Raw genomic sequence first — 21,478 nt, 5'->3', positions numbered from 1 at the left:
TTAAATCTTTTGAAACCCTTGCTAGGCTTTTGTTTCAGGCGGGAGCTGTTTAAAGTCCACTTCCCCTTCCCATTTACCGATCACCGCCGTGGCCAGGCAGTTGCCGATCACGTTCACCGAGGTGCGGGCCATGTCCATCAGCTCGTCGATGCCGAGGATGAGGAATACGGGCCATACGGGCAGGTGGAAAGACGCTACGGTGCCGAGGATGATCACCAGCGTAGCCCGGGGTACGCCGGCCACGCCTTTGCTGGTGAGCATGAGGGTGAACACCATGAGCAGCTGCTCTCCGATGCTGAGGTGGATGCCGGCGGCCTGCGCCACGAAAACGGAGGCCAGCGCAAGGTACAGCGTAGAGCCGTCCAGGTTAAAGCTATAGCCCGTAGGCATCACAAATGCGATCACCTTGCGGGGAACGCCCATTCTTTCCATGGCTTCCATGGCTTTGGGGAGGGCGGATTCGGAGCTGGTGGTGGCGAAGGCGATGGAAACGGGCTCGGAAATTTCTTTGATGAACCGGCGGATGGGCAGGCCGATGATCAGCGCCACCGGAATGAACACCAGCAGGATGAACGCGAACAGCGCCACGTACAGCGTGAGCAATAGCTGCAACAGGTTGCCCAGCACGGAGAGCCCGCCGTGCCCGACGGTATATGCAATGGCGGCGCCCACGCCCACCGGCGCGAAGTACATCACGATGTTGGTGAACTTGAACATCACTTCGGACAGACTTTCGCAGAAACCGAGCATCGGCCCGCGGAACTTGTCTTTCACCAGTAATAACGATATGCCGAAGATCACGCTGAAGACCACGATGGGCAGGATCTCCCCATGATAGATGGACTTGGCGATGTTCTCGGGGAATACATGCAGCACCACGTCCTGCCAGTTCTGCGGTTTTGTTTCCGGCAATTTCTCGTGCAGCGATGCGGGCGGCGCCTGTATGCCCACGCCTGCCTTGCTGAGATTGATGGCGGCCAGGCCGATGAACAGCGCAATGGTGGTAACGATCTCGAAATATAATAACGACTTCCAGCCCATTCTTCCTACCTGCCTGATATCCGAGTGACCGGCAATCCCCACCACGAGCGTGGCAAAGAGCAGCGGCGCGATAACTGTTTTGATAAGCTGAAGGAACACTTTGCTGAGTACCTGGAACTGCACGGCAATGGCCGGGTAATCATGGCCCAGCTCCGCGCCGATCACCATGCTCACGAGGATCCAGGTGGTGAGGGACTTTTTCTTTACGGCAAACCATACCACTCCCGCAATGGCTATCCAGCGGCTCACCATCAGTACCGGCTCAGCGATCCGTATGATTTCGAAGTGGTCCAGTGTGTGTAATATCGCAACTAAAGTGAAGAGAATTAACGCAATAAGGGCTGCCTGCTTTTTAGTCATTTAGAGGTGGTTTAGTTATTGTTGGCTGAGGGTCAAAAATAAGGTTCTCACCGCAAAATCCGCAGAAATCTTGCCGGAAACGAGTCATGAACACGTCACTACCCAATGGCAGCAAGCATTCCGGCGGAGGGCGCACTGGTAAAATAAAAGTACGCCTTTCCGATTTAGATACTATATTTGACGATCTGTAAAATCTAAACAAAGCTTAATATCAACCACAACCTTATCATCGTATGAGTAGACTCTTCGCTAAAAAACCATTGTCTATTTTATTAAATGAAGCTTCTGACTCTGAAAAAGGATTGAAAAGAACACTCAGCTCCGGCGCGCTGGTAGCATTGGGTATCGGCGCCATTATCGGTGCGGGTCTTTTTTCACTGACGGGCATCGCCGCCGCGGAAAACGCCGGGCCTGCCGTAACGATATCCTTTGTGCTCGCGGCTGTTGGCTGTGCTTTTGCGGGGCTGTGTTACGCGGAATTTGCATCCATGATACCGGTTGCCGGCAGCGCTTACACTTATTCATATGCAACGATGGGGGAATTCATCGCCTGGATCATCGGGTGGGACCTGGTGCTGGAATATGCGCTGGGCGCCGCTACCGTGGCTGTCAGCTGGTCGAGGTACCTGCTGGAATTCCTGCAAAAGTTCAATATTCACATTCCGCATCAGCTGGCCGTTTCTCCCTGGGAGACGATCACCATGAGCAACGGCACCGTGGTGGAAGGCGGCATCTTCAACCTTCCCGCGGTGATCATCGTGCTGCTGCTGTCTTTGCTGCTGATAAAAGGCACCCGCGAATCCGCCGGCATGAATAACTTCCTCGTGATCCTGAAAGTGGCGGTAGTGCTGACCTTCATCATCCTCGGATGGAGCTACATTGACCCGGCTAACTACGATCCGTACATTCCCGCCAATACCGGTAAATACGAACACTTCGGGTGGACGGGCATCGCTTCCGGCGCGGCGGTGGTGTTCTTCGCCTTCATCGGCTTCGATGCGGTATCCACGGCGGCGCAGGAAGCAAAGAACCCCCAGAAAGGCATGCCCATCGGCATCCTGGGTTCCCTGGTGGTGTGTACCATATTATATGTGCTGTTCGCGCATGTGATGACCGGCCTGCTGAACTATAAACTCTTTGCCGGCGACGCCAAGCCCGTAGCTACCGCATTCGCGCAAACGCCGTACGACTTCCTGCAAACCGGTCTTATCATCGCTATCCTGGCGGGTTACACCTCCGTGATGCTGGTGATGCTCATGGGCCAGAGCCGCGTGTTCTACTCCATGAGCCGCGACGGCCTGCTGCCGAAGTTCTTCAGCGATGTGCATCCCAAGTTTCGCACACCCTGGAAGACCAATATTTTCTTCCTCGTATTCGTGAGCCTCTTCGCGGGCCTGGTGCCTGTGAGCGACCTCGGCCACATGGTGAGCATCGGTACGCTTTTCGCCTTCTCCCTCGTGTGCGTGGGCGTAATGATCATGCGGAAAAAAATGCCGGAGATTCCGCGCGCTTTCAAAACACCGCTCGTACCGTTCGTACCCATCATGGGTATCATCGTTTGCGTATACCTGATGTATTCGCTGCCCAATGAAAGCTGGCTGCGCCTGGCCGTATGGCTGGCCCTCGGCCTGGTGATCTACTTCACCTACAGCCGGAAGAACAGCAAGCTGAACAACAATAATTAATTCATGACCGCTTTTGCATATAACTGCCCGCTCCCGCAGCGGGCAGTTTTGTTTGCAGAATAATGCGATGATCGGCAGAATTTAATATTTTTGCACCCACATAATTCACTATGGGACGTATATTCGAAGTAAGAAAACATACCATGTTCGCCCGCTGGGACCGCATGGCCAAACAATTCACCCGCATCGGGAAGGAAATAGCGATCGCCGTTAAGCAAGGCGGCCCCGATCCTGACAATAACCCCGCCCTGCGCCGCTGCTACCAGAACGCCAAAGGTGTGAACATGCCGAAAGACCGCGTGGAAGCTGCGATCAAACGCGCCATGGGTAAAGATAAAACGGATTACGAAGAGGTTTTATACGAAGGATATGCGCCGCATGGCGTGGCCGTAATGGTGGAAACCGCTACGGACAACCCTACCCGCACCGTGGCGAATGTGCGCATGCACTTCAACAAATGCGGCGGCAGCCTCGGCAACAGCGGCTCCGTGGGCTTTATGTTCAACCGCCTGGGCGTGTTCAAGATCAAGAATGAGGGGCAGGACCTGGAAGAGCTGGAACTGGAGCTGATCGATTTCGGGCTGGAAGAGATCGGTGAAGACAGCGAGGGAAATATCATCATCCGCGCTACTTTCACGGAGTTCGGCAATATGGCGAAAGCGCTGGAAGATAAAGGCATTACGCCTATCAGCGCCGATCTGCAAAGGATTCCGGCTACCACGGTAGAGCTGAACGAAGAGCAGGCCAAGGAAGTGCTGGAACTGATCGACCGGCTGGAGCAGGATGACGATGTGCAGCAGGTGTTCCACAATCTGAAATAATTATATTCATCGATATGAGAACGGCTGACCATTGCTTTCTGGTCAGCCGTTTTTGTTGACAACATTCTCCGCTTTCCCGTCCAGGAAAGCTTTCACATTCCCCACCACTTTATCCATCAGCCGTTTGCGCGCTTCCAGCGTGGCCCACGCGATATGCGGCGTGATGAGGCAGTTCCGCGCCGTCAGCAACGGATTGTCTGCCACGGGCGGCTCCACGGATAACACGTCCAGCCCCGCGCCGGCGATCACGCCGTTGTTCAACGCCTCCGCCAGATCCGCTTCTTTAATGAGCGGGCCGCGGCTGGTGTTGATGAGAAAAGCGGATGATCGCATGATGGACAGCAATGCGGTATTGACAAATTCTTTATTCTGATCGTTAAGTGGACAATGCAGCGAAACGATGTCCGCTTCGCGGAAACAGGCTTCCTGGCTGGTGAAACGCACGCCTTCCATTTTGTCGCGCTCCGGGTGTTTATGGCTGACGATCACGCGCATGCCGAATGCCAGCGCGATGCGCGCCACGGCCTGCCCTATCTGTCCGAACCCGATGATGGCCAGCGTTTTTCCCTGTAACTCGCAAAGCGGCATTTTCCAGTAGCTGAAATCCTTGCTCGCCGACCAGTCGCCATTGCGGACGCTTTCCGCATGCATACCTACACCCTGGCATAGCTCAAGGGTGAGCGCAAAAGTAAGCTGGGCAACGGATGCGGAGCTATATGCGGGAACGTTGGTGACGGGGATGTTCTTCTCCCGCGCGGCCTTGATGTCTACCACATTATAGCCGGTAGCCATTACACCGATGTAGCGCAGGTTTTCCGACTGCCGGATGGTCTCTGCCTGTACGATGGCTTTGTTGGTGAGGATGATCTCCGCATCTTTCGCGCGTTCCGCCACGAGGTCCGGCGGCGTTCTGTCGTAGATCTTCACATGACCGAGGGCTTTCAGCGGGCTCCAGTCGAGGTCTCCCGGGTTGAGGGCGAAGCCGTCAAGTACAACAATGTTCATGGGTATGTTGATGATGAGGGATAAATTTACAGGATTTCATCACAACATATGCATGCAGGGTTTATTGCAGTAGATTCTTTGCGGTTATATATGACAGATGCGTGCAAGGTTTACCGCAGTAGATTCTTCGTGGTTATATATGACAGATGAGTGCAGTATTTAACACTGCAAATTCTTTACCGTCATATGCGAGGCATTCGTTGCAGCAGGACGCTTCGCCCGAAAGCTCCAGAGGCGGCGGCATCATGCGCGTTTGCCTCCGCCGTATCGTTTGCAGGCTACGCCATATCCACCCGTAAAAAAGTATTATTGACCCGGTCGATAATAAAGTTGCCGTACACCGAGCGGTAGGTGCCATAGCAGAGCTTGCCGTTCAGTTCAATATTATGTTCTTTGCCAAGCGGGTGCTGGCCTTCGATCAAACGGATGAAACGCATCCTTTGCAATTGACCGCCGCATTTGCAGCGGCTTTCGGAGATCTTTTTGTGTGAATGCACAATGTTGCTGCATCTGATACATCTTGCTTCCATAATAGGTTCTTTAACGCTATTAGATTAATTAGACAATACGCGCTGTGGCGCTCTCATGTTTCATGTCTAATGCACGCATATATCAATGGCAGTTGATGGTAGTTGCCCGCAGGGCAAGGCTAACAATTCTTTTTAAAAGGAAGCTAAAGGAGAAAGTACACCGGGAAGAACCGGTTATCTAAAGTTACACGATCTGTATCAAAAGAAAAAATTTGCCATGATATTATGGATATTATGCCGCGCGTTCAAAAAACTGAAGAGGCCGCCTCCCTTCGGAACGGCCTCCATTTTCAGCCTATTTGAACCGTCTAAGCAATTTTGATCTTCGTTAATGTATCGTTGATACAGATGCAAGATATACGATTACCTTATCCGGTGCATACAGGCGCGAATAATGAACAGAGAATGAACAGCGCGTAAAAATGAACACGTAAATAATTGCAGGAAAGTTATTTATAAAGTAGAATGAACAATTATGTCAGAATAAAAAAAGAGGAGGGCTTTTTATCCTGATTAACCGCTTGTTATTTATTTCCCCCGAGCTTCGACAGCCGCGTAAACAATTCTTTTTCTTCGTCAGACAGCTGCTTGGGCACGGTAATGCGCACCTTCACATAAAAATCTCCCGGCGTTTCCCGGCCGCCTTCCGGCGCGGGCAATCCCTTCCCTTTCAAACGGAATAAACGGCCGCCGTCTGTTCCCGCGGGAATGCTTAACTGCAAAGGGCTTCCCGGCACAGCTACCGGTACTTTCCCGCCGAGCACAGCAGTATACAGGTCTAGCGGCAATTCCAGGTACACGTCCTTTCCCTTCAGCTCGTACCGCGGATCTTCGGCAATACCGATCTCCAGCAACAGGTCGCCGGGCTCCCCGCCGTTGCGCCCCGGATGCCCCTTGCCTTTCAGGCGCAGCACCTGCCCCTGGTAAGTACCAGGTTTTATTTTAAGATTGAGCTTTTGTCCGTTTACTTCTATCTGCTTCGTGGCGCCGGTATACACATCCTGCAAGCCTACCTGCATGGTGGCATGCAGGTCCGTGCCCTTGCGCGTGCGCGTACGGCCCTGCTGGCCGCGGCTTCTGAAACCGCCGCCGAACAAATGCTCGAAGAAATCAGAAAACTGCCCGCCTTCACCGAATATATCTTCGTATTGCTGCTGACCGCCACCCTGACCCCGCCAGCGGCCCCAGTCAAAATCGCCGGTGTTGCCGCCGCCGCCCTGTTCATAATATTTCCAGTTCTCCCCGAACTCGTCGTATTTCTTCCGCTTTTCTTCATCGCTCAATACTTCATACGCTTCGTTCAGCTCCTTGAACTTCTCTTCCGCAAGCTTGTCATCCGGATTTTTGTCGGGATGATATTTCACGGCCAGCTTGCGGTATGCTTTCTTGATGTCTGCGGCGCTGGCCTTTTTATCCACGCCGAGTATCTTGTAATAATCCTTGTATTCCATATGCCTGGTAATCGCTACAACAACACGCCCCCTGTATAAGTTACAGGGGGCGCTCCTTTGATAAAAAATATTATGCAGGATGCTACTCCCTGATCATGTCTGCCACTATTTTCACCACGTCTTCCACATTGGGTTTGGAGAAATAATCTCCGTCGGAACCGTAAGCGGGCCGGTGCGCCTGTGCCGCGAGTGTGCGCGGCGCCACATCCAGCCAGCGGTAGCCGCCCTGCACTTCCATCACCTGCTGGAACATGTATGCCGTGCCGCCGCCCGGTACGTCTTCATCCACAAAAAGAATACGGTTTGTTTTCTTCAGTGATCCGATGATGGAATGATGGATGTCGAACGGCAACAGCGTCTGCACATCGATCAGCTCGCAGGAGATGTTCATCTGTTCCAGCGTTTGCATGGCTTCTTCTATGATCCGCAGCGTGGAGCCGTAGGACACGATGGTGATATCTGTACCGCTGTGCAGCACTTCCGGAATGCCGAGCGGAACGGTGAATTCTTTCAGGTTCTCCGGCAGCCGCTCTTTCAGGCGGTAACCGTTGAGCGATTCGATCATGATGGCGGGCTCCTTTGCCTGCAGCAGCGTATTGTACATGCCGGCGGCCTGCACCATGTTGCGGGGCACGCAGATGTGCATGCCGCGCAGGGAGTTGATGATCATGCCCATGGGCGAGCCGGAGTGCCAGATACCTTCGAGGCGGTGCCCGCGGGTGCGTACGATAATGGGACAAAACTGCGTGCCTTTGGTGCGGTATTGCAGCGAGGCCACATCGTCGCTGAGAGGTTGCAGGCCGTACAGCATGTAGTCCAGGTACTGGATCTCCGCAATAGGGCGCAACCCGCGCAATGCCATGCCGATGCCCTGCCCCATGATGGTCAGCTCACGGATACCGGTATCGGCTATACGTGTTTTACCATGCTTCTGCTGCAAACCGGCAAAGCCCTGGTTCACATCCCCGATCTTGCCTACGTCTTCACCGAAAGCAAATACCAGCGGATGATAGCTGAAAAGCTGGTCAAAATATTTATTCAGTACTTCATATCCATTCACCACCGGCGCGTTGTCCGCATATACGGCGGGCACCTCCGGCACTTCGAGCACGGAGTTGGGGCCGGTAGCATAGAGGAAAGTATTATAGTTCTCTTTTTCCGCGGCCAGCTGCCGGTCGTAATACGCCTGCAATTCATCCAGCGCCGGTGAAAAATTGCGCGGATGTTTGAACAGGATATGCGCGGCGGCTTTCAGGATGTCCCGCCGTTGCGGCTCGCGGTTGGCGGACAGCTCCTGTATCTGCTGTGAAACGAAGCCGGTATCTCCCCTTCCTTCTTCCACGATGGACTGGCATACGCCGATGAATACCTGCACCTGTTCGCGGATGGGGGCTATGTATTTGTCCCACGCCTTTTTACGTCCTTCCTGCGCAACAACTTTGGCTTCCGCTTCAATGCCGCGCAGCAGCTCTTCTTCCGCCAGCGCGTTTTCCAGCAGCCACTGGCGCATCTTCCCGTTGCAGTCGAATTCTTTTTCCCAGGCGAGGCGCTCCTTGCTTTTGTAGCGCTCGTGGGAGCCGGAGGTGGAGTGCCCCTGCGGCTGCGTGATCTCTTCCACATGGAACAGCACGGGCACATGGTTCTCGCGGGCTTTGCGTATCCCTTCCTCAAAGGTTTCGCAAAGGCCGGCGTAATCCCATCCCTTTACATTATATATCTCTATGCCGTTGGAATTGCCATTCTTTTTAAACCCTTCCAGCACCTCGCTGATAGAGCCTTTGGTGGTCTGGTACTTGCGGGGGACGGAAATGCCGTAGCCGTCGTCCCACACGAACACGGCCAGCGGTACCTGCAGTACGCCCGCCGCATTGATGGTTTCCCAGAAGTGCCCTTCGCTCGTAGAGGCGTCGCCGATAGTAGCGAAACAAACTTCGTTGCCGTGGCTGGAAAGGTGGCTGTATTGCTCCAGTTCCGGCACTTCGCGGAACAGTTTGGAAGCGAACGCGAGCCCCAGCGCGCGCGGCATCTGGGCGGCCGTTGGCGCCATATCTGCCGCGGTGTTCTTCATCCCGGCGATATTCAGCCAGTTGCCTTCCATATCTACATTGGGCGTGGCAAAATGGGCGTTCATCTGCCGGCCGGCGGAAAAGGGATCATTGGTAATGTCCGGATCAGCATACAACTGCGAGAAAAACTGTTCAACCGTAGCAATGCCGCTGGCAAAAGCAAAGGTCTGGTCCCGGTAGTATCCTGAACGGAAATCGCCCGGCTTGAAATATTTCGCCATCGCGATCTGCGCTACTTCCTTTCCATCACCAAAAATGCCAAACTTCGCCTTGCCGGTCAATACTTCCCGGCGCCCGAGCAAGCTTACTTCCCTGCTGATACAGGCTTGCCGGTAATCATTCAGGACTTCCTTCCGGAACTCTTCAAATGATAACTGGCTCTGCATATTCATAGCTAATTCGTTGTTTTCGATCATGCCGTACCTGGTTAAAGCACAAATGTAACGGAAAATGATGAATGGGTAAATCCGAATACGATTTAGCCGAAATAATTAAGTTTTTAAGAATTTTTTAATATCTTGATACTCCCGGTTAAAATTTTGGCCGTAAATTTGTTCTGGAACTGGTAGAAAACTATTGTTTTAACCAAATCGTTTTAAAACCAAATAATACAAGATGAAAAAGTTTATCTTATCCCTATTTGCAAGCTTGTTGTTAACAACAGCAGTTTGGGCACAGTCTCAGGGTGCAGGTTCAAAAAATCCGGTTGACCTGAAATTGAAGTTCAAGAAAGAAACGGTGGATTTCGGCACTACGAAGTTCAACAAACCCGTTACAGTTACTTTCGAATTCACCAATATATCCAAGGAACCCGTGCTGATCGAAGCTGCGAAGGCCAGCTGTGGCTGTACTGTGCCTAACTGGACGGTAGAGCCGATCCTGCCCGGCAAATCCGGCAAGATCACCGCCACCTACAGCGCGAACGCGGTAGGCAAGCCTACCAAAACGGTATACCTCAAGCTGAAAGGCGTAGACCAGGAAAAAGAATTGATCCTCACCGGTACGGTCGAGAACTAATCATAAAAGTGCTTACGAAAGCCTCCTGATCGCTGGTCAGGAGGCTTTTTTTGTTGTAGTGCTCCCACTTGTCTTACATTTGCATCGCAAAATCAACTAACCAACAATGCCGAACATCAGTCAACGTGGACAGGCCATGCCGCCCTCTCCCATCCGTAAGCTGGTACCCTATGCGGAAGCAGCAAAAAAGAAAGGTATAACCGTGTATCACCTCAATATCGGGCAGCCTGATATTGAAACGCCCAAACCCGTGCTGGACGCGGTACGGCAGTCGGAATTCAAAATACTGGAATACAGCCACAGCGCGGGCAATGAAAGTTACCGCCGCAAGCTGACGGGCTATTATGCGAAGTTTGACATTACGGTGGACCATACCGAGATCATTGTAACCACCGGTGGCTCCGAAGCGATCCTGTTCGGTTTCATGGCCTGCCTGAATCCCGGCGACGAAGTGATCATCCCCGAACCGTTTTACGCCAATTACAACGGCTTTGCCGTGGAAGCCAATGTGAACGTGGTGCCGGTGACTTCTTATATCGACAATGGCTTTGCGCTCCCCCCTATCGGCGAGTTTGAAAAACTCATCACGCCAAAGACCCGCGCGATCCTTATCTGCAACCCCAACAACCCCACCGGCTACCTGTACAGCCGCGCGGAAATGGAAGTGCTGAAGGAGATCTGCCTGAAACATAACCTTTTCCTCTTTTCTGACGAGGCTTACCGGGAGTTCTGCTACGACGGCGAGAATATTTCCGCGCTGAACCTGACGGGCATGGATAACCATGTAGTGGTATTCGACACCATCTCCAAGCGTTACAGCGCCTGCGGCGGCCGCATTGGCGCGGTGGTGACCCACAACCGGGAGATACTGGACTCCGTGATGAAATTCGCGCAGGCGCGCCTCAGCCCGCCGAGCTTTGCACAGATCGCGGCGGAAGCGGCGGTAGACCTGCCCGATGATTATTTCGACGGGATCAAGGCCGAGTACCAGGCGCGCCGGGACCTGCTGGTGGAATTGCTGAACAGGATACCGGGTGTGTTTTGTCCCAATCCGGGCGGCGCTTTCTATGCCATTGCCCGTTTACCGATCGATAATGCGGACAAGTTCTGCCAGTGGCTGCTGGAATCTTTCTCGCATGAAGGACAAACGGTAATGCTGGCGCCGGCGACCGGCTTTTATGCCACGGCCGGGCTCGGCAGGCAGGAAGTGCGGCTGGCGTACGTGCTGAACCGGGAAAGCATTGCCAAAGCGATGGAAACGCTGGCCAAAGCGCTGGAAGTGTACCCGGGGAAGGCATAGGCGTTATTAATTCAATGGTAACACTGGCCGTGCAACAATACAGCACCGGCGCCGGTTATAGTACATGTCGGCGGTTACTGAAAAAATACCGCCACATGTTTCAGCAAGCTGGCCGCAAAGAGAACGGGAAATCACACTAATGCAGAATTGCTATAGTTGTTAAATATGTTCTTTGAGGAAGAAAAGGGAGATATGGATGTTTTTTAGCGAAAAAGCGGAGGCGGCAGTTATATCAATTCAGATAAAAATCCGCAAAATCGTGTTAAAAAAGCATTATTCTTTAAAAACATGACAAAAATCATATTTCAAAAAAGATCGCCTGGAAGCCTTGTCAATACCAGTTATTTGAATTAAAAATAATTCTATATGACTTTTTTTGACCGTCATTCTGATTTTTTAATGAAATATAGTTTTGTAATTTGATTTTATTGTCTACTTTTACTGTGTAATCGATACGCAAAGGAATTAAAGTAGACAAATAGTAAAATTAAAAATACATGTTGAACAAATTTCTAAACCTGCTTAGCAAAAATTTAACTTGTATAATTTTGACAAATGGGAAAATGGCCCGACCTTTGCATTATCAACATTATGTAAAAAGACGGCGACAAACTAAAACGTTTTAGCTAAATAACATATTTTTGTATCAGTTTTTCATAACGTGGAATTTATAAAGGCAAACGGCTCTGTTCACAGAGCCGTATTTTTTTTCCCACATTCTCCGGATTTTCCACGATCCAACCGATTGCATTTATATTCAGACCCTTCTCAAGGAAATTTCCGGCACATTTGACAGGTGGACAATCTATTTTTTTCATAATATTGTCTTGTAATGAAAAGACAAGGGTGAGGTGTCGTGTATTACATGATGCCTTAACGCTAGTTTTCATAACGTGGAATTTTAAAATGCAAACGGTCCTGATTCCTCAGGACCGTTTCTCATTTTATAATATCGCAGGCAGCGCCTGTCTTTATTTTCCTTTCATATCCGCTTTGATCATCGCAAAGAAATCATCAAACAGATAGCGGGAATCGTGCGGACCGGGCGTGGATTCCGGGTGGTACTGCACGGAGAATGCCGGTTTGTTTTTGATGCGGATGCCTTCCACGGAGTTATCGTTCAGGTTCACGTGGGTGACTTCCACATGCTCGGATGCGGCTACCGCTTTTGCATCGATCGCGAAACCGTGGTTCTGCGTGGTGATCTCACATTTGCCGGTGAGCAGGTTCTTTACCGGGTGGTTCAGGCCGCGGTGGCCGTGATGCATTTTATAAGTGGGGATGCCGTTGGCCATCGCCAGCAGCTGGTGTCCGAGACAGATGCCGAACAGCGGACGTTCCACGTCCAGCACCTTTTTGATCGTGTCTACCGCATAGGTCAGCGGCGCGGGATCGCCGGGGCCGTTGGAAATAAAGTAAGCATGCGGCTTGAATGTTTCGCATTCCTCGAAAGAGGTAGCGGTGGGATGCACTTTCAGGTAAGCGCCTTTTTCGGACAGGCATTTTAGCATGTTCCGTTTTACGCCGTTATCCAGTACGGCTATACGAATTTCCGCTTCCGGGTCGCCGATGAAATAAGGTTCTTTGGTTGAAACGTCCGCGCAAAGGGCAAGTCCTTCCATAGACGGCACTTTCGTGAGCTTCGCTTTCAGCTCGGCCTCGTCCAGTATTTCGGAAGAAATGATACAGTTCATCGCGCCCTTGCTGCGGATGTGCGATACGAGGGCCCGGGTGTCTACCTCATGGATCGCCACCAGGTTGTTCTGCACCAGGAATTGCTCCAGTGATTCGTCCGCCATCTTGCGGGAGTAATTGTATGCGATGTTCTTGCAGATCAGTCCGCTGATCTTCACATCACTACTTTCCACATCCTCTTTCTTTGTTCCATAGTTACCTACGTAACAGTTGTTCATGATCAGCACCTGGCCTTTATAGGAAGGGTCGGTGAACACTTCCTGGTAGCCGGTCATACCGGTGTTGAAACAAAGCTCTCCGGCGGCGGTGCCGATCTTTCCGAACGCTTTACCATGAAAAACGGTGCCATCTTCTAACAACAGTATGGCAGGCTGTGTGGATCTGGTGGTTTGCGGCATTTCTTCTTACCCTTTCTTTTTTTATGTTCCCCGGAGGGAACGGTTAAAACTGTGCAAAGTTAGGGCATGAAGATGAATTTTGAGCAGAAAAATTATTCAATTCAGGCGGGCGGACCGCATGACTTTTTCAGCCACCTGCTGCCCGGTCTGATCATTCCTCCGGTAAGTGACCAGCACCTGCACCCGGGTGCCTCCCTGCACCACCACCAGGCTGTTGAATTCCATCTCCGCCGTCTGCTGGTAAACGTAGCTGCCGCGCTGCCACACGGCTTTTTTGCCGGATATTTCCAGCAGCTGTTCTTTCATGGTGAACCGGGAGATGTTTGGCAGGTTGCTCAGCGTTTCCGCTACTTCACCGGCCACGGGTTCCAGCTTTATATCCGCATCCGCGAGGTAAACGGCTTCCTGCATCTGGATGACCAGCCCTTCCGTTCTGGAGCCTCCTTTGAAGGCTTTGATCCGCATGTTGGGGGCGTCTTTGGTATTGACGGGGGTGAGGGACAGGGGGGTCTGCACCTGCAGCACATTGCCCCTGAAAGTCCGCCAGCTGGCCGTTTCCAGCAAAGCCGGGGAAACGGCGGGCTCCCGCAGCATCTTAACGAGGGAAGGCCCGTACCAGGCCCCGAGGGCGCTGAAAGCCAGCAGTATCACCAGCCCCGTAATCAGCGCGGTCTTTTTCCGGAGGTCAAAACCGGTCCGGTAGCGCCTTTTCATGAGCGCCTGGTACTCCGCCGCCGTGATGCCGGTGGCTTTCCGGAAATCTTCGAAATCGCCTTCCGGGTGCGCCGGCTTCCAGGTGGCATACGAAACCGGTAGTTTCTTGCCGCAGTGGTCGCAAAACGTGATGTATTCGGATTTTAATGCGCTGTATTCCGCGCAGTGGCTGCATTTCAGGTAATACATAGGTATATGGGCGTTTACATAGGCTATGCCACTAAATTATGGTTTTATTTTATATATTTTTCAGTTTGACCGAATTAATTATCCGTTCGGCGACTTCTTCGGCGGTTTTGTCCCTTGCCGGGTAGATGACCAGCACCTGTACCAGCCGCTGGCCTTTCAGGATGAGCAGGTTCCGGAACAGTACATTACTTAGCAGCATCTGCCGGTACTTTCCTGTTTGCCGGATGGCTTTCTCTCCCGATACTTCAAGGTTTACCTCTTCATAATCAAAATCACGCACATTTTTCCGCATTTCATTGATCGCGCCGGCGGCAGCTCCCTCGAGGGAGGGCTCCACGCCGGGCTTGCATTCAAACTCGGTCATAGCGATCTGCAGCAGTATGGTGGAATCGCTCCGGTAAGGTTCTATAAACTCGAGGTACTCCATTTGCGCGGACGGCGGCAGTTCAAACGGATGCAGCGCTGTGGGCGTGGCGATCTCCCCAATGCCCCTGGGCGTACTAAATGCCCGCCATTCGCTGGTGAGCCATGCCTCCGGCACTTTTCCCACGCCGAAATTTCCTTTGACCCATTTTTCCACGGCCAATCCGCCTGCCGCGGAGATCAGCACCGCTACAACAGCGATCACCACTTTCCGGGTATCCCAGTAAAACCGTTTCCTTTTCACCGGTTTTCCCGGCTCGTTTTCTGTAACGCCCACCGCTTCGCAATAAGACGCAAAATTTCCTTCGGGATTCCGTTGTTTCCAATCGGCATAGCTATTGGCCATTTTCTTTGAGCAGGACGCACAGAAGGTGACGTATTCGGATTTCAGGGCGTTGGTATGGCCGCAGTGATTGCATTTCAGGTAATACATATTCCAGGTTTACAGGGATAAAAAAAGGGATGAAGTGTGGCACTTCATCCCTCTAATATAACTAGTTTCAGAAAAACTATTCAGCAGCTTTCTCTTCTGCAGCGGGCGCAGCGGGAGCTTCAGCTTCAGCAGCTTTTTCTTCTGCTTTCTTCTTGCTACCACCAGCACGACGGGTTTTCTTGGCCGGCGCTTTTTCTTCTGCAGCGGTTTTACCGTAGATCTCGTTGAAGTCTACCAGTTCTATCAGGGCTACTTCGGCGTTGTCACCAATACGTTTGCCCAGCTTGATGATGCGGGTATAACCACCGGGACGGTTGGCGATCTTTTCAGAGATCACGCCGAACAGTTCCTTGATGGATTCTTTATCCTGCAGGTAGCTGAAAACGATACGGCGGTTGTGAGTATCGTCTGTTTTAGCACGGGTTAACAGCGGTTCGATGTAAACGCGCAGTGCTTTTGCTTTTGCTAAGGTGGTCTGAATGCGCTTGTGGCTGATCAGTTCGATCGCCAGGTTGCTCATCAGGCTTTTACGGTGAGCGGAAGTACGGCTCAGCCTGTTTAATTTTACTCCGTGACGCATGACTTTGTTTGTTTGTGTTCCCTTGCACCGTGTCAGGAATTACAAGGTACTTGTTATAAAATACAAATCACGGAAGCCAAACGGCCACCGTGATTTGAGTTATACAGATTTTATTCTTCGTCCAGTTTCAGTTTGGACAGGTCCATACCGAAGTGGAGACCTCTTTCGCCGAGCACCTGCTCGATCTCGCTGAGTGATTTCTGACCGAAGTTCCTGAATTTCATCAGTTCCTCCTGTTCGTATTGCACCAGCTCGCTCAGGGAGTTGATCTTCGCGGCTTTCAGACAGTTGAATGCGCGTACGCTCAGGTCCAGATCTTCCAGCGGGGTTTTCAGGATCTTGCGCAGCTGCAGTGTCTGTTCGTCTACTACATCTTCTTTTTCCGTGTCCTTGGTATCGAAGCTGATGTTCTCGTCGGTGATGATCATCAGGTGCTGGATCAGGATGCGGGAAGCCTGTTTCACGGCTTCTTCCGGGTGGATGGTACCGTCGGTGATCACTTCCATGATCAGCTTCTCGTAGTCCGTTTTCTGTTCCACACGGGTATTTTCGATGCTGTATTTAACGTTCTTGATGGGTGTAAATACGGAGTCGATGGCGATGTAACCGAAGATGGCATCCTTGGGCCTGTTCTCTTCAGCGGGAACATAACCGCGGCCTTTGCCGATGGTCAGTTCGATGTCCAGCTTCGCAGAGGGGTCCAGGGTGCAGATCAGCAGCTCGGGGTTCATGATCTGGAAAGAATTGGTTGCTTTCTCGATCATGTCTGCACGAAACTCTGTTTTACCCTTGATAGAGATCTGGATCTTTTCGCTGCCTACTTCATTCTCAACGATCTTCTTGAAACGTACCTGTTTCAGGTTGAGGATGATCTCGGTTACGTCTTCCGTGATCCCTTTCAGTGTAGCAAACTCGTGATCGGCGCCTTCAATCTTTATTCCCACAATGGCATAGCCTTCCAGAGAAGACAACAGCACACGGCGGAGCGCGTTACCGATTGTCACACCGTAACCTGGTTCTAATGGACGGAATTCGAATTGAGCTTCAAAGTCGGTTGACTTCTGCAAAACGATCTTGTCAGGCTTTTGGAAATTAAGAATTGCCATTGATATGCTTGATTTATGAGTTTTAACTAATGTTTAGTTATATAGCTATAGCCACCTGTCCGGTGGCTATAATGTATTACTTGGAGTACAATTCTACGATCAGCTGTTCCTTGATGTTCTCAGGAACGCTTTCTCTTTCAGGATATGCGATGAAAGTACCTTTCATATCCTTTTCGTTCCAGTCCAGCCAGCTGAACTTCGGGTTCTTGCCGCGGATGGCGCTGGTCAGGGAGGTGTTACCGGCGGTCTTGTCTTTCAGACCGATAACATCACCGGGTTGCAGTTGATAAGAAGGGATGTTCACCACTACGCCGTTCACGGTTACGTGCTTGTGTGCCACCAGCTGACGTGCAGCGGGACGGGAAGGCGCGATGCCCATTCGGAATACGGTGTTGTCCAGGCGGGCTTCGAGCAGTTTGATCAATACCTCACCGGTTACGCCTTTTCTGCGGTTCGCTTCCTCAAAGAGGTTACGGAACTGGCGCTCGAGCACACCATAAGTGTATTTTGCTTTTTGTTTTTCTCTCAGCTGCAATGCATACTCGCCCAGTTGCTTACGTTTGCGTTGCGCACCGTGCTGGCCGGGAGGGTTGCTGTTCTTGCCTAAGTATTTGCCGTTGCCTAAGATAGGCTCTCCAAAGATTCTGGAGATCTTGGTCTTTGGACCTGTGTACCTTGCCATGTTGTCTGGTTCAGATTTTTAAGTTCCGGTGTACGCTCATTTAAAAATCTTAAAATTCGATCGCACACCCACTTGTGATTAATAAATATATCAAATTATACATTACAAATACGAATTACCCCATACAAATGTTTAATTGTAAGGATAATTCGTATCGAAAGTGCGTTGACTATACCCTTCTTTTCTTGGGAGGACGGCAACCGTTGTGAGGAAGCGGCGTCACATCTTTGATGAGGGTTACCTCGATGCCGGAGTTGGAGATGGCGCGGATTGCGCTCTCACGGCCGGCGCCGGGACCTTTTACAAATACATCTGCTCTTTTCAGACCTGCGTCAAAAGCGGTTTTTGCTGCATCGGAAGCGGCCAGTTGAGCGGCATACGGGGTATTCTTCTTAGAACCCTTGAAGCCCATCTTACCGGCAGAAGACCAGGAGATCACCTGACCCTGCTTGTTGGTGATGCTGACAATGATGTTGTTGAAACTTGCGGAGATATGTACATCTCCGTAGTTATCCACCTTTACTACCCTCTTTTTAGCGGCAGCTTTTGTATTAGTTGCTTTTGCCATAATTCGTTATAATTCCAACTATGAAATTCCAAATCCCTGTTGATATAAAAACCCTTCATGCTGCACGTCCCCGGATCTGGATAAAGGGATACCTGCAAAGGGATCTTACTATTTCTTCGGTGCCTTCTTTTTACCAGCAACGGTTTTACGCTTACCTTTCCTGGTGCGGCTGTTGGTACGTGTACGCTGACCTCTTACCGGCAGACCCTTCCTGTGACGAAGACCACGGTAGCAGGCGATATCCAGCAGACGCTTGATGTTCATCTGAACTTCAGAACGGAGCTGACCTTCTACCTTCAGTTCGTTATTGATGATATTCCGGATGGCGGCCTGATCGTCGTCGTTCCAGTCTTTCACCTTTTTATTCAAATCAATGCCTGCTTTCTCCAGGATATACTGGGCGGTGGAATGTCCTATACCGTAGATATATTGCAAACCAATTTCGCCTCTTTTGTTTTTAGGAAGATCAATACCGGCTATACGTGCCATATTAATTGTTTAATTTATAATTCTTAAATGTTCAAAATGCAGATTAACCCTGACGTTGCTTAAAACGGGGATTCTTTTTATTGATCACCAGCAGTTTACCTTTGCGGCGAACAATTTTGCAGTCTGCACTTCTTTTCTTGATGGAAGCTCTTACTTTCATGAGTCAAATGTTATAAATCGATCAGCGTTTTGCTTATTTGTACCTGAAAATTATACGGCCCCTGCTTAAATCGTAAGGGCTCATCTCTACGCCCACCTTGTCGCCGGGCAGGATGCGGATATAGTGCATTCTCATTTTTCCAGAAATGGTCGCCAGAATCTCGTGACCGTTTTCCAGCTTTACCCGGAACATCGCATTTGATAAGGCTTCTAGAATAATACCATCCTGTTTAATGAGTGCCTGTTTCGCCATAAAAATTTTTAGGAATGCAAAGATACCACAAAAGTTTATTAAACTGAAAAAATTACACTAAATAATCTTTCAAAATGCCTGATTATGTGGATAACTTTCGGAAGTGCCACGCAGATCCATCGAAAGTAATTAAATATCAGCCATTTACAGATTGACTATTTTGAAATTCCGATACAGGGAAATTTCAGGGTTACGTCATTTTTCCAGCCGGAAGGCAAATATAGGCATTAATTCCCTTAGTTCAGCACCGCAATGCTCAATGCGGGATTTTCCTTTTCCGCCAGCTCGATGTCCGCGAAAGTGGACAATACATCCGGTTTCCCTTTCATCACGGCAACGGTATGCTCGTAGTGTACGGATACCTTCCGGTCCCTCGTCACCACCGTCCAGTTATCTTCCAGGTATTCCACTTCCCGGGTGCCGAGGTTCACCATCGGCTCGATGGCGATCACCAGCCCTTCCTTCAGCACGGCCCCGCTGCCACGGCGTCCGTAGTTGGGCACCTGCGGGTCCTCGTGCAGGTTGCGCCCCAGGCCGTGCCCTACCAGCTCCCGCACCACGCCGTATCCGCGTTCCTTCTCCACGTACTCCTGGATGGCGTAGGCGATATCCCCTACCCTGTTGCCCACCACAGCTTTCTCCAGCCCCTTGTTCAGGGCGGTCTTCGTGGCGGTGATCAGCTTCTGCACATGCGCGGGCACCTCTCCCACGGCGAAGGTATAGGCGCTGTCCCCATGAAACCCGTTGGCATATACGCCCACGTCCACAGAAACAATATCTCCCTCTTTGATAATATACTGGTTGGGTATTCCATGCACAATGGCTTCATTGACGGAAATGCAGCAGGTGGCGGGAAATCCCTTGTAGTTCTTGAAAGACGGAACGGCGCCGTGGTCGCGGATGAAGGTTTCAGCGATGGCGTCTAGCTCTAAGGTGCTCATGCCGGGCTTCAGCTGCCGGGCCACTTCGGCCAGCGTAGCGCTGACCAGTTGGGCGCTGTGCCGGATCAGCTCTATTTCTTCTTTCGTTTTATAATGGATCATAACTTGCAAAAATACGGAATAAATACAACAGCCATCAGGAACTCCCGATGGCTGCTGGAATGCGTTTATGCGGACGGTGTCACTCAGGCGTTGGCCGGGGTGGTCCTGCCCTTGATACGGCCGGAGCTCATCAGGCCATCGTAGTGGCGCATGAGCAGCTGGCTTTCGATCTGTTGCAGTGTATCGAGGATCACCCCTACCATGATGAGCAGGGAGGTACCACCGAAGAAGGTGGCGAACGCGCTGTTGATGCCCACCGCCGCGGCGAAGCCGGGGAGAACACCTACCAGTGCGAGGAACAATGCTCCGGGAAGGGTGATACGGTCCATTACCGCACCGATGTAATCCGCTGTGGCCTTACCGGGTTTCACGCCGGGGATGAAACCGTTGTTGCGTTTCATTTCGTCCGCCATCTGGGTGGGATTGAAGATCAATGCAGTATAGAAGAAGGTGAACACCACAACCAGCACCGCGTAGATCAGGTTATACCAGCCATTGGTATGATCGCTGAAGATGCGGATGAAGCCGGAAGCGCTTTCGCTTGTTGTGGCGAAACCGATGGCGGTCGCCGGTATGAACATAATGGCCTGGGCGAAGATGATGGGCATTACACCGGCTGCATTCACCTTGAGGGGAATGAACTGGCGTACGCCGCCATATTGCTTGTTGCCAACAATACGTTTTGCGTAGTTCACCGGGATCTTGCGGGTACCTTGTACCAGCAGGATAAGGCCAACGGTGATGAGGATAAAGAATGCGATCTCTATCAGGAACAGCAGCATGCCGCCGCCTGCGCCGGTTGTTTTGAGCGAAAGCTCCTGCAACAGGGATTCAGGCAAACGGGCAAGGATGCCCATCATGATGATAATGGAAGTACCGTTACCGATGCCTTTGTCTGTGATCTTTTCACCGAGCCACATCACAAACAGGGTACCCGCCGTGAGCACTACAGTGGTGGAAAGCCAGAACATGAAGCTGCCGTATTCCGCGATGAGCGCACCGCCGGATTGCCCTCTCAGGTACGCCACATAGGCGCTGGCCTGGAAAGCAGTCACCACCACGGTGAGCAGACGGGTGTACTGGTTGATCTTCTTACGGCCGCTGTCTCCTTCTTTCTGCAATTTCTGGAAATAGGGAACGGCGATCGTCAGCAATTGAATGGCGATAGATGCCGAGATATAAGGCATGATGCCGAGTGCAAAGATGGAAGCGCGGGAGAATGAACCACCGGCAAACATATTGAACAGGCCGAGGATGCCTTGCTGGGAAGTCTCGGAGAAATTGGCCAGGGCATTGGGATCGAGACCGGGAAGGGTGATATAGGAACCGACACGGTACACCAGTACCAGCAATAACGTGGTGAGAATGCGCTTACGCAGGTCCTCGATGCTCCAGATGTTCTTTATGGTTTCAATAAATTTCTTCACAGGAAGACAAGAGTTTAATAGAGCGTGTAAAATCCGAAAAGAC

General features: G+C 51.3%; 21 protein-coding genes. 4 read left to right on the top strand and 17 right to left on the bottom strand.

Annotation, left to right across the window (positions count from 1 at the left end; translation table 11 throughout):
* Nucleotides 1-21: 21 nt before the first annotated feature.
* Nucleotides 22-1,401 carry a dicarboxylate/amino acid:cation symporter gene (locus CCY01nite_RS12815; protein WP_146862006.1) on the bottom strand — a complete coding sequence of 460 codons (1,380 nt, stop codon included), beginning with the start codon at nucleotides 1,399-1,401 and terminating at the stop codon, nucleotides 22-24.
* 233 nt (nucleotides 1,402-1,634) lie between these two features.
* On the opposite strand from CCY01nite_RS12815, the gene CCY01nite_RS12810 reads away from it, so the two are divergent.
* Nucleotides 1,635-3,086: an amino acid permease gene (locus CCY01nite_RS12810; protein ID WP_146862003.1), complete on the top strand. Its 1,452-nt coding sequence runs from the start codon at nucleotides 1,635-1,637 to the stop codon at nucleotides 3,084-3,086.
* A gap of 110 nt (nucleotides 3,087-3,196) precedes the next feature.
* Nucleotides 3,197-3,907 (top strand): YebC/PmpR family DNA-binding transcriptional regulator, encoded by a 711-nt coding sequence (locus tag CCY01nite_RS12805; protein ID WP_146862000.1) that lies wholly within the window; start codon nucleotides 3,197-3,199, stop codon nucleotides 3,905-3,907.
* A gap of 42 nt (nucleotides 3,908-3,949) precedes the next feature.
* Here the strand turns inward: CCY01nite_RS12805 and CCY01nite_RS12800 are convergent, their stop codons facing one another.
* The 4 genes from CCY01nite_RS12800 to CCY01nite_RS12785 form a co-directional block, all read right to left on the bottom strand.
* Nucleotides 3,950-4,912 (bottom strand): D-2-hydroxyacid dehydrogenase, encoded by a 963-nt coding sequence (locus tag CCY01nite_RS12800; RefSeq protein ID WP_146861997.1) that lies wholly within the window; start codon nucleotides 4,910-4,912, stop codon nucleotides 3,950-3,952.
* Between the two features lie 278 nt (nucleotides 4,913-5,190).
* The gene (locus CCY01nite_RS12795) at nucleotides 5,191-5,442 is read right to left on the bottom strand and encodes a hypothetical protein (RefSeq protein WP_146861994.1); all 252 of its coding nucleotides are present in this window, start codon (nucleotides 5,440-5,442) and stop codon (nucleotides 5,191-5,193) included.
* A gap of 524 nt (nucleotides 5,443-5,966) precedes the next feature.
* Entirely contained in the window at nucleotides 5,967-6,893 is a 927-nt protein-coding gene (locus tag CCY01nite_RS12790; protein WP_146861991.1) for a DnaJ C-terminal domain-containing protein, read from the bottom strand.
* Nucleotides 6,894-6,975: 82 nt separating this feature from the next.
* Nucleotides 6,976-9,351 (bottom strand): alpha-ketoacid dehydrogenase subunit alpha/beta, encoded by a 2,376-nt coding sequence (locus CCY01nite_RS12785; protein ID WP_246129924.1) that lies wholly within the window; start codon nucleotides 9,349-9,351, stop codon nucleotides 6,976-6,978.
* A gap of 325 nt (nucleotides 9,352-9,676) precedes the next feature.
* Between CCY01nite_RS12785 and CCY01nite_RS12780 the strand changes: the two genes are divergently transcribed.
* Together CCY01nite_RS12780 and CCY01nite_RS12775 are read left to right on the top strand one after the other, a co-directional pair.
* Nucleotides 9,677-9,976 carry a DUF1573 domain-containing protein gene (locus tag CCY01nite_RS12780; RefSeq protein ID WP_246129923.1) on the top strand — a complete coding sequence of 100 codons (300 nt, stop codon included), beginning with the start codon at nucleotides 9,677-9,679 and terminating at the stop codon, nucleotides 9,974-9,976.
* A gap of 106 nt (nucleotides 9,977-10,082) precedes the next feature.
* The gene (locus tag CCY01nite_RS12775) at nucleotides 10,083-11,276 is read left to right on the top strand and encodes a pyridoxal phosphate-dependent aminotransferase (RefSeq protein WP_146861982.1); all 1,194 of its coding nucleotides are present in this window, start codon (nucleotides 10,083-10,085) and stop codon (nucleotides 11,274-11,276) included.
* 971 nt (nucleotides 11,277-12,247) lie between these two features.
* On the opposite strand, the gene carA is transcribed toward CCY01nite_RS12775, so the two are convergent.
* The 12 genes from carA to secY form a co-directional block, all read right to left on the bottom strand.
* Entirely contained in the window at nucleotides 12,248-13,369 is a 1,122-nt protein-coding gene (carA, locus tag CCY01nite_RS12770; RefSeq protein WP_146861979.1) for a glutamine-hydrolyzing carbamoyl-phosphate synthase small subunit, read from the bottom strand.
* A gap of 96 nt (nucleotides 13,370-13,465) precedes the next feature.
* Entirely contained in the window at nucleotides 13,466-14,272 is an 807-nt protein-coding gene (locus CCY01nite_RS12765; protein WP_146861976.1) for a hypothetical protein, read from the bottom strand.
* A gap of 49 nt (nucleotides 14,273-14,321) precedes the next feature.
* The gene (locus tag CCY01nite_RS12760) at nucleotides 14,322-15,128 is read right to left on the bottom strand and encodes a hypothetical protein (protein ID WP_146861974.1); all 807 of its coding nucleotides are present in this window, start codon (nucleotides 15,126-15,128) and stop codon (nucleotides 14,322-14,324) included.
* Nucleotides 15,129-15,204: 76 nt separating this feature from the next.
* The gene (gene rplQ, locus CCY01nite_RS12755) at nucleotides 15,205-15,708 is read right to left on the bottom strand and encodes a 50S ribosomal protein L17 (RefSeq protein WP_146861971.1); all 504 of its coding nucleotides are present in this window, start codon (nucleotides 15,706-15,708) and stop codon (nucleotides 15,205-15,207) included.
* 110 nt (nucleotides 15,709-15,818) lie between these two features.
* Entirely contained in the window at nucleotides 15,819-16,814 is a 996-nt protein-coding gene (locus CCY01nite_RS12750; RefSeq protein WP_119078773.1) for a DNA-directed RNA polymerase subunit alpha, read from the bottom strand.
* A 76-nt stretch (nucleotides 16,815-16,890) separates the two neighbouring features.
* Nucleotides 16,891-17,496, bottom strand: coding sequence for a 30S ribosomal protein S4 (gene rpsD, locus CCY01nite_RS12745; protein ID WP_146861968.1), 606 nt, complete (start codon nucleotides 17,494-17,496; stop codon nucleotides 16,891-16,893).
* 169 nt (nucleotides 17,497-17,665) lie between these two features.
* The gene (gene rpsK / locus CCY01nite_RS12740; RefSeq protein ID WP_146861965.1) at nucleotides 17,666-18,064 is read right to left on the bottom strand and encodes a 30S ribosomal protein S11; all 399 of its coding nucleotides are present in this window, start codon (nucleotides 18,062-18,064) and stop codon (nucleotides 17,666-17,668) included.
* A gap of 108 nt (nucleotides 18,065-18,172) precedes the next feature.
* A complete protein-coding gene (gene rpsM, locus CCY01nite_RS12735) occupies nucleotides 18,173-18,553 on the bottom strand; it encodes a 30S ribosomal protein S13 (RefSeq protein ID WP_146861962.1) in 381 nt (126 codons plus the stop codon).
* Between the two features lie 43 nt (nucleotides 18,554-18,596).
* Nucleotides 18,597-18,713, bottom strand: coding sequence for a 50S ribosomal protein L36 (gene rpmJ / locus CCY01nite_RS12730; protein WP_072360626.1), 117 nt, complete (start codon nucleotides 18,711-18,713; stop codon nucleotides 18,597-18,599).
* 33 nt (nucleotides 18,714-18,746) lie between these two features.
* Entirely contained in the window at nucleotides 18,747-18,965 is a 219-nt protein-coding gene (infA, locus tag CCY01nite_RS12725; protein ID WP_012789309.1) for a translation initiation factor IF-1, read from the bottom strand.
* Nucleotides 18,966-19,201: 236 nt separating this feature from the next.
* On the bottom strand, nucleotides 19,202-20,008 hold the full coding sequence (gene map / locus CCY01nite_RS12720; RefSeq protein ID WP_146861959.1) for a type I methionyl aminopeptidase: 807 nt from the start codon (nucleotides 20,006-20,008) through the stop codon (nucleotides 19,202-19,204).
* An 83-nt stretch (nucleotides 20,009-20,091) separates the two neighbouring features.
* A complete protein-coding gene (secY, locus tag CCY01nite_RS12715; RefSeq protein ID WP_146861956.1) occupies nucleotides 20,092-21,435 on the bottom strand; it encodes a preprotein translocase subunit SecY in 1,344 nt (447 codons plus the stop codon).
* Nucleotides 21,436-21,478 lie beyond the last annotated feature (43 nt).

The organism is Chitinophaga cymbidii (assembly GCF_007992715.1).
Lineage (GTDB): Bacteria > Bacteroidota > Bacteroidia > Chitinophagales > Chitinophagaceae > Chitinophaga > Chitinophaga cymbidii.
The sequence above is the reverse complement of the archived record's forward strand: the minus strand, read 5'-3'. Positions and strand labels throughout refer to the sequence as shown.